The following is a 10,711-nucleotide window of genomic DNA, read 5'->3' as shown; positions in this document are numbered from 1 at the left end:
TGGACTATGAGCAAGCAGAAAATTCAAAAGGTATACCCTTTAACACCAATGCAAGAAGGCATGCTGTATCATGCCATGCTAGACCCTAATTCCTCCTCTTATTTCACACAGCTTGAGCTTGGAATAAGCGGAGAGTTTGATCTCGATCTTTTTGAACAGAGTCTCAATGAGCTCATACGAACATATGACATTCTCCGTACAGCCTTTGTATATCAGCAATTACAAAAGCCTCGTCAGGTTGTACTAGCTGAACGTCATCTAGATGTGTATAGAGAGGATTTATCTCATCTGAATCATCAGGAGCAGCAAAAGGTATTCGATCAATATAAAAAGCAAGTGAGAAAGCAAGGGTTCAACTTAACGAAAGATCTGTTGTTAAAAGTCGCTGTTTTTCAACTAAATGAAACGAATTGGCATCTCATTTGGAGCAACCATCACATCATCATGGATGGTTGGTCCATGGGTGTTTTGATGAAAAAACTGTTTCATTATTATGAGTCTTACCGAAACGGCAGTACGCCTGACCGCTCACAAGGTAAGCCGTATGCAGACTATATCCAGTGGCTTGGAAAGCAAAACAAACAAGAAGCGGAAGGCTATTGGAAGCAGCGTCTAGACGGTGCTTTACAGCATCAAGGGCTGTTGCATCAGAAAGAGACGAACGGACAATACGACCATCAGGAATGGACATTCACATGGGATGCTGACATGGTACAAGCCATTCAAGATGTCGCTAGACAATGCCAAGTGACAGCACCGAACTTGTTTCAAGCTGCTTGGTCTGTTCTTTTAGGCACATACCATGCAGCAAATGATGTCACATTCGGAACAGTCGTATCGGGAAGGCCTCCAAGTGTAACGGGTATTGAGCGCATGGCAGGGCTGTTTATCAATACGATACCAGTCAGGGTAACATTGGATCAGGAGCACACCTTCAAACAGCTGATTCAACAGGTTCAGCAGCATGCGCTGGAAGCGGAAAGCTATGATTTTATGCCGCTTTATGACATTCAGCAAAAGACAGCTGCTGGAGGCCGGCTCTTCGATCACTTGGTCGGGTTTGAGAATTATCCTTTAGATCAGGAACTGTCTGGTGACACCATGTCTGCACGTCTAGGTTTTTCTATTGATGTAAAGGACGGATTTGAACAAACGAATTTCGATCTGAATGTCCTTGTCTATCCTGGTGAAACGTGGACATTGAAAATCAAATACAATGCCATGGCTTTTGAAGAAAAGGTCATTGAAAACATATCGAAACATCTGACCAATCTCATGAAGCAAGTCATTCAAAATCCTGACGCACGCCTTTATGAAGTGACATGTATCACAGAAGAAGAAAAGCAGCAGATTGAAGCGTGGAACAAGACAGAGCGAGATTATCCGAAGCACCTGTCTATTCCTGAGCTGCTCAATGAACGCATCAAGGCGCAGCCTGACCATCTGGCATTAGTCGAAGGAGATCGAGCAATCACATACGAGGAGCTTGGGCAAGAAATTCAACGATTAGCTGGCAGTTTGGTTGAAAATGGTGTACAGCCCGGGGATGCTGTCGCTGTATATATGAACCGATCAGCAGATGCGGTGATCGCCATTTTAGCGGTTCTTTATGCAGGGGCTACTTATGTCCCGGTAGATCCCTCCCAGCCTGAAGAGAGAATCCGTTTTATGCTTGAGGACAGCGGTGTATCGATTTTGCTCTATGCTGACAGTAAGCCGCCAGTTGATGAACGCATCAAGGCTGTTCATGTAACAGAAATGTCTAATCGGTCACACATGGACGTATCAGTCAGGACGTCTCCTTCTCAATTGGCGTATATCATGTATACATCAGGCTCAACTGGACGACCAAAGGGTGTTCAAATTGAGCATCAGCATATTGTGAGATTAGCATGTTCACAGGAGAAATTGGGTTTGAACAAGTCGGATCGTATGGCGCATACAGGGGCTATCAGCTTTGATGCCATTACCTTTGAAATCTTTTCTACACTGCTGAATGGGGCGACGCTTTATCCTGTTGACCGTGATACTTTATTGAATATCCATCGATTTGAGCAATTTATTAACGTGCAACAGATCTCGGCACTCTTTTTAACGACTGGATTATTTAATCAGCTCGCTCAGCAGCGCCCGCAAATGTTCAAAGGATTAACCACATTAATCACAGGCGGTGATGTCATCAATGTGAAGAGTGCGGAGCTTGTGAAAAAGCATCATCCGGCACTTGTCTTACTGAATGCATATGGTCCAACAGAAAATACAACCATCTCGACCATTTACGAAGTAAGAGGAGATGAAGCGGGCACGATCCCAATTGGTCAGCCGATCAATCATTCATCAGCCTACATTTTAGATGACCATCAAAGGCTTCAGCCGATTGGAGCGCCAGGGGAGCTGTATGTTGGCGGTGGCGGTGTCTCAAGAGGATATCTCCATCGCCTGGATTTAACCAACCAAGTATTCATAGCAGATCCCTTTAAGCCGAAAGGACGCTTGTATCGAACGGGGGATGTGGCTAGGTATGGAGCGGATGGCCAGATCGAATTCCTCGGTCGGAAAGATGATCAGGTGAAAATTCGCGGCTTCCGTATTGAGCTTGGTGAAATTGAAACGGTTTTACAGCAAGAAGCTGGCATAGATGATGCGGTTGTTCTTGTTCATCCGTTTTCCTCAGATGAAAAGGAAATCATCGCTTACTTCACAGGGACGAGGACAGAAGAAGAGGTGCGGGCTTTATTCAATCAAGAGCTGCCAGCTTATATGGTGCCGCACCATGTGATGAAGCTGGATGCCTTTGCGCTTACAGCAAACGGAAAGGTCGACCGGAAAGGTTTACCAAAGCCAGAGGAAGTGCATCGTGAAGAGATCAAGATCATTCCACCTGAAAGCGAGACGGAAAAGGCACTCGCTCAAATGTGGGAGGAGCTCCTTGGGAAAACGGTGGGAATAGACGAGCATTTCTTCATGGCTGGTGGGCATTCTCTCAAAGCGATGATGATGACAGCGAAGATTCAAGAGGTGCTTCAAAAGGAAGTCCCGATTCAAGTGATTTTTGAAAAGCCGACGATTCGCTCGTTAGCGGCGTATATTGATCAGGACGGTCAAGAGGAAAAGGGACATCCTATTTTGCCAGCAGAGCAGGCGGACGAATATCCGGTATCACCAGCTCAGCGCCGTTTATACATGCTGCAAACACTCGAACCTGACAGCACGAATTATCATATTCCGATCGTCTTAACGCTTGAAGGGACACTCGAATATCAGCAGCTCAGATCAGCGTTTGATCAGTTGATCCAAACGCATGAAATCTTAAGAACGAGTTTTCATTTGAAAGGGGAAGACATTGTACAAAGGGTGAATGAATGGACTGCCTTTGATCTTCCTGTTCATGAGATCAAGGAAGAAGAGGCTGAGGCATTTCTTTCTGAACGTCAAACACCATTTGATTTAACAGCCGCACCCCTCCTGCGAGCGCAGCTGCTCAAACTCAGTGAGAATCGTCACCTTCTCGTCTTGGAAGCACACCATCTCATTACAGATGGCAGTTCCATGAAGACGTTCATTCAAGATTTGGCGAAGGCTTACGATGGAGAAACTCTTGAAGAAAGAGCCATTCATTATAAAGATTATGCTGTCTGGCAGTTAAGTAAAGAGGTAACGGAGAAACAGCGGGAGCATGAAGCGTATTGGCTGAAGCAATTTGAAGGGGATATACCAGTTTTAGAGTTGCCTACAGATTATCCGCGTCCAGCGCAACGTGATTTTTCTGGAGAGCGCGTCATGTTTGGCTGTGATGAAGCAACGACTCGGCGGATTCAAGAATTGCTTCAGAAAACAGATACGACCATGTATATGTTCTTGTTATCTGCCTTTCAAGTACTGCTTGCCTCCTATAGTGGGCAGGAAGATATCATCGTTGGTTCTCCGGTTGCCGGACGAACGCATCCTGATATACAGGATATGCCGGGGATGTTTATCAACACCATTGCGATGCGAGGGAAGCCAAAACAAACGAAAACATTTTTACAGCTGCTTGAAGAAATAAAAGAAACGAGTGTCGATGCTTTTGCGCATCAAAGCTATCCGCTCGAAGAGTTAATTGCACGTCTTCCGCTAGAACGTGATACCACTCGGAGCCCGCTCTTTAACGTGTCATTTAACATGCAGAACATGGAGGTTCCAGCGCTAAAGCTCGGCGATCTGCACATTTCGCCTTATGCTATTCAGCATCGCTCGGTTAAATTTGATCTGTCTCTAGAGGCATTTGAACGTGAGGGAGAATTAAAGCTGAGCTTTGACTATGCAGCGGCGTTATTTAAAGAGGAGACCATCCGCCGGCTAGGGACACATCTTCTGGCGATTATTCGTGAGGCAATTGAACATCCAGATGAACAGCTCGGCTTGCTCAATATACTGGATCAGCATGAGCAAATGGAACGCTTGGAGAAAAAAGGCGAAGGACACACGATTCACCATGAGCCATTCCATGTCCAATTGTCACGTCAGGCAAAGGAAACACCAGATGCCATTGCGGTCATGGATGATCAAAGGAAGCTCACCTACCGCGAGCTGGAAGACATGTCAAATGCACTTGGCAGTGAATTGAAGATTCGAGGTATAGAGAAAGAAAGGACTGTGGCACTGATCCTTGATCGCTCTGTTTATGTCATCGTCTCAATGCTCGGTGTGATGAAAGCAGGAGGTGTATTTGTCCCAATTGATCCGGCTTTTCCTGCTGAACGTATCCGCTATACATTAGAAGATTCAGGTGCACAAGTCATCGTGACGAATGAGTCTCTTATAGATTCCTATCAGAATCACAAATCGATTCAGGTGGTACAAGTTGAAAAAGCAGTGCACCAAAGTCATTCGCTAGATGTGCCGGACGTATCGGTCGATCAGCTGTCCTATGTGATTTACACATCTGGGACAACTGGAAAGCCAAAGGGTGTACAGCTCACGCATCGTAATCTATCACACTACGTCAACTGGCTGACGAATGAGGTGACACTTCAAGAATGTGATCGAACGGCACTCTTTTCTTCTTATGCATACGATCTCGGTTACACAAGCATTTTCCCTGTCTTAAAAGCAGGGGGGACACTCTATGTTCCTCGTGAAGATGTGTATACAGACCCTGTGCGTCTCATGCGTTTCATTGATGAACAAGAGCTGACTTATATCAAAATGACACCATCCTTATTTCATATGATGGCAGATTCAAAGGATCATGCATTTAACGCTTTACGCCTTGTTGTCCTTGGAGGAGAACCGATTGTCCCTGAGGATGTTGAGACATTTATGAAGCAGCATCCATGTGTGGCAGTGATGAACCATTACGGCCCGACAGAGACAACCATCGGAACAGTGACAAAGCTGATCACACCGCATGAGCTGGACGCTTTGAAGGAGCACTCTATCATCGGACAGCCAATTGCTCACACAAGAGCGCTCGTATGCAATCGAGAGCTGCGGCTAGTCCCTTATGGCGCGCCGGGAGAGCTTTATATATCAGGAGATGGTGTGTCAAAAGGGTATTTGAATCAGCCTGAATTAACAGCAGAACGCTTTCTTGAACATCCATTCTTCCCTCGAGAGCGAATGTATCGGACAGGAGATTTGGTCAGACAGCATGCCAATGGAGACATTGAGTTTCTTGGAAGAGTCGATGATCAAGTGAAAATCCGCGGCTATCGCATCGAGAAACAGGAAATTGAGCACGCCGCACGTGCACTTTCAACCATTCAAGACGTGTATGTCAAAGTGCTTCATCTATCCCGTTTGCCGGAGCTTGCGCTCTATTACACAGCACCTGAACACATTGGAACGCTGGTGTTTAGAGAAAAGCTTGCGGAGACACTGCCGGATTATATGATTCCAACGTATTTTGTCAAAGTGGATCACATTCCGCTCACACAAAACGGAAAGGTAGATGCAAAGTCTTTGCCGCTTCCACATGAGGTGCATATGAACCGCGCGAAGCACGTAGCACCAGAAACGGCACTCGAGCAGACACTTTGTACCATTTGGTCAGATGTTCTTGGGGTTGAACAAATAGGTGTTCATGACCATTTCTTTGAATTAGGTGGTCACTCCCTCAAAGGCATGGTACTCATCTCGAAGGTGCAAGCCGAGCTGAACAAGCATGTGCCGCTTAAAGTCCTTTTTGAAAAGCCAACCATACGGGCGATGGCCGCCTATTTAGAAGAAGCGGATTCCTCGGTCGTCACATCCATTCAGCCAGCGGAAAAGAAAGACTTCTATCCCGTCTCTTCCGCACAAAAGCGGATGTATGTGTTACAGCAGCTGCATCCAGAAGCGGTCACCTACCATATGCCGGCTGTTTTAATAATGGAAGGCAGTCTTGATGTGAAGCAGTTAGAAGAAGCGCTTCAAGCCTTGATTGAAAGACATGAATCATTGCGGACGGCGTTTGTGGAAATTGACGGCGTACCCGTTCAAAAAGTCTATCGACGAGTGCCTTTTACATTAGAGGTTGTTGAAGTAGAGGACGATCAGGCGCAATCTGTCGTAGAAGGATTCATCACACCATTCTCTTTACATCAGGCACCATTAATGAGGGCAAAAGTGGCGAAGCTTTCTGATGAGAAATATGTGTTCATGATGGATATGCACCATATCATTGCAGATGGTGTCACCCGCAGTCTGCTCATTCAAGAACTCGCAGAGCTGTATGAGAAAAAGCCGTTACCGCCAGTTCAGCTACACTACAAGGATTATGCGGTATGGCAGCAGGAAGAAAAGCAGCAAGCATTGCTTGAGAAACAGCGGCAGTATTGGCTAAAGCAATATGCACAGCCGCCAGAAGATTTGGCGCTTCCACTTGATTTTCCGCGCCCTCATGTTCAGTCATTTGAAGGAGATCGAGTCGATAGATGGTTGTCTGCTGAAAAAGCGCAGTCCATCAAAACGCTTATGGGTAAAAAAGGTGTGAGCCTGAACATGGTGATGCAAACCGCATTTGCCATTTTCCTTCATAAACTGACTGGGCAGACCGATATCGTCATAGGTGCTGTGACAGCTGGACGTACGCATGCTTCAATCGAACGGGTACCAGGCATGTTTGTAAATACACTGGCTCTTCGAAATGAATTGCAGCTGGAAGACACCACAGCGCAATTGCTTGAAAAAATGAAAGGTCGCAGCCTATCAGCCTATGAACATCAAGAATTCCCGTTTGAGGAATTGGTGGCACAGTTAGATCTTCCAAAAGATACGAGCCGTAATCCATTGTTTAGTGTCATGCTGACAACGGATGAACGTGACCTGACGTTACCGAATTTGAATGGACTAAAGCTTTCGCAGAAGCAGCAAGGTACAGCTCATGCAAAATTTGATGTAACACTCGGTGTATTTGAAGAAAAGGACCAAGTGGGCTTACGCTTTGAGTATGCAACGGCACTGTTTAAAAAGAGGACTATTCAGCGCTGGAGTCGTTACTTTGAACAAATCATAGACGAGATGCTGGCTAAGCTGAATGAGCCAATTTCAGCGATATCTATGTTAACTGAAGAGGAAAAACGAGAACTCATCAATGAATGGTCAGGACCTGTCCTAGACGTCCCATCAGACCAAACAGTTCATGCACTGATTGAAGCTAAGGCGGACAAAGCTCCTCATCAAAAAGCGGCGACCTTCTGCGGAACAAGCTGGACGTATGAAGAGATGAACAATCGAGCGAATGGAGTTGCTCAGAAACTGCTCTCTCTTGGCACAAAAACGGGAGACCGTGTTGGCATTCTCACCCGCCCATCGCTTGACATGACGGCGGCTGTCCTTGGCGTCCTGAAGGCAGGAGCGGCATTTGTCCCAATTGATGCGGATTATCCAGCTCAGCGCATTGCGTACATGCTGGAGGACTGCGAGGCAGAGGTGCTTCTGATTCAAAAAGGGCTCACTGCACCTTCTTCTTTCACAGGTCATGTCCTATTGATAGAAGATGCCGTAGAAGGCGAAGCGCAAGAGGTTCAGGTTCATGTGAAACCAACGGATCTCGCCTATATGATTTACACATCGGGAACGACTGGACAGCCGAAGGGTGTCATGGTCGAGCATCATTCCCTTGTGAATCTTGCTTTCTGGCACAATGATGCCTTCCAGGTGACAAACGCGGATCGAACCGCAAAATATGCCGGCTTTGGCTTTGACGCCTCCATTTGGGAGATGTTCCCGACGTGGATGGCCGGCGCAGAGCTGCACATCATCGACGAAGCGATTCGTCTCGATATGATCAAGCTCAATGCGTATTTCAATGAACAAGGCATCACTATAGCGTTCCTGCCGACCCAGCTTTGTGAGCAGTTCCTAGCGATGGACAATCATTCCTTGCGCTATTTACTGACAGGCGGAGACAAGCTGAAACAGGTGAAGCCAGTTCCGTACAAACTCGTCAATAACTACGGTCCGACTGAGCATACAGTCGTGGCGACAAGCGGAATCATCAACCCAGATCATGGCACGCTTCCGATTGGAACAGCGATTGCCAATACCCGTTTTTACATTTTTGGTTCGTTATATGATCTCTCGCCGCCAGGCGTACCGGGTGAGCTGGTGATTGCGGGGAAAGGTCTGGCAAGAGGGTACTGGAATCTTCCGGAGGAGACGGACAAACGATTTGTCCCAGATCCATTTTATCCAGGGGAGCGCATGTACCGCACAGGCGATTTAGTGAAATGGACAGCGGATGGCGAGCTAATCTATCTCGGCAGAAAAGACCATCAGGTCAATATCCGCGGCTTCCGTATAGAACTGTCAGAAATTGAAGCCCAGCTTCTTGAACTAGATGCAGTCAAAGAGGCAGTCGTGACGACTGTAAAAGATGCGAGCGAACAAGATGCGCTTGTCGCTTACGTCATCACGGATGAAGAAACAACGGATTTAAAAGAAAGCTTAAAACGTACATTGCCAGACTATATGGTGCCATCATGGATCATCCATCTCGACCAATTTCCAATGACGGCAAATGGAAAAGTCGATCTGAAAGCATTACCAGCGCCTGATGTAGAGGCGAATCAAACGACTTACGAAGCACCTAGAGATGAAGTCGAAGCCCTTCTTTGCGACATATGGGCAGACGTGCTTGGCGTAAGCCAGGTCGGGATTCACGATCACTTCTTTTTCCTAGGCGGAGATTCAATTAAAGGTATCCAAATGGCGAGCAGGTTAACGCAAGAGGGCTGGAAGCTCGATATGAAACTCTTATTTCAGTATCCAACGATTGCGGAGCTCCGCCCATATATTGAAGAAGCCGATCAAATGACGGCGGACCAATCACCTGTCGAAGGGGAAGTGATATTGACCCCCATTCAGCGCTGGTTCTTTGAACGGAATTTCAGCCACCAGCACCATTGGAATCTCTCGATGATGCTTCATGCGGCAAATGGATTTGACCTTTCGATTACAGAACAAGTCATGCATAAACTACTTTCACATCATGATGCACTGCGTATGGTCTACAAACAGGAGCATGGTGACATTCTGCAATACAATCAACGGGAGCTTACAGAACCGATGTCGATTATTTCTTGTGATGTTTCAAAAGAGCAGGACGTCAAAAAGGCCATTTCCACATATGCCAATGAATATCAGCGTCAGCTGAATCTTGAAACAGGCCCGTTGATGAAAGTGATTTGTTTCCGCGCAAAAGATGGAGATCACTTACTCATAGTGACCCACCATCTTGTCATTGATGGTATCTCATGCCGAATTTTATTAGAAGACTTTATGTCTCTTTATCAGCAGGCAGAGCAAGGACAAACGCTGGTTCTGCCGCCAAAAACCCACTCCTTCAAAGAATGGGCAGAGGCGATTGAGCGCTACGCGCAGTCACAGCCATTAAAAAGCCAACAGGAGTACTGGACAGAGATTGACAGCATGCCGTTTAGCGTTTTACCTGTTGATCATGAAGTGACAGTAAGAAAAGTCGCTCAAACCAAAGCGGTTCAAATGCAGCTGACAGAAACAGAAACTGAGCATCTTTTGACAGATATTCACCTTCCATACACCACAGAAATAAACGATATTCTCTTGTGTGCTCTCGGTCTTGCCATTCAGGAATGGACAGGTCAATCTCATGTACATGTGCAGCTTGAAGGTCATGGAAGAGAGGATATTTTATCAGGGTTAGATGTATCCCGTACGGTTGGTTGGTTTACGAGTATGTATCCAGTCGTTCTTGAGGCAAAGTCAGATCAGACAATAGCAGATGCTATTAAAGGAACAAAAGAGATGCTAAGGCGGGTGCCGAATAAAGGGATTGGCTATGGCATTTTAAAATACCTAACAGCAGCAGAGCGGTCAGCACACGTACAACCCGAAATCAGCTTGAACTATCTTGGGCAGATTGATCAGGAAGTGACGACAGAACTCTTTGGGCCGTCAGCCTATGATATGGGCCGCCAAGCAAGCCCAGATTCGGAGGCTGTGTACAAGCTGAACCTCAGTGGTCTTGTTCAGCGCAATCGATTCATTCTATCTTGCTCCTACTGTGCAAGTGAATATGAAGAACAGACGATACAGCAGTTCATGGCAATGGTGAAGGGGAAAATCCAAGCCATCATCACTCATTGCTTAGCGCAGCACGAGCGGGAATTTACGCCAAGTGACTTCTCTGCGGCTGACCTTGAAATGGAGGAAATGGACGACATTTTTGACATGCTTGAGGAAAAATTGACCTAACACGACGAGATCA

1 protein-coding gene is annotated in these 10,711 nt (G+C 46.4%); it reads left to right on the top strand.

The features are described from left to right. The first annotated feature begins 6 nt into the window (after positions 1-6). On the top strand, positions 7-10,698 hold the full coding sequence (locus tag IEE86_RS09805; protein WP_191097053.1) for a non-ribosomal peptide synthetase: 10,692 nt from the start codon (positions 7-9) through the stop codon (positions 10,696-10,698). Positions 10,699-10,711: the final 13 nt, after the last annotated feature.

Origin of the sequence: Bacillus crepusculi, assembly GCF_014764715.1 — a bacterium.
GTDB lineage: Bacteria > Bacillota > Bacilli > Bacillales > Bacillaceae > Bacillus.
Note: the sequence above shows the minus strand (reverse complement) of the source record. Positions and strands in the feature narration are given on the sequence as shown.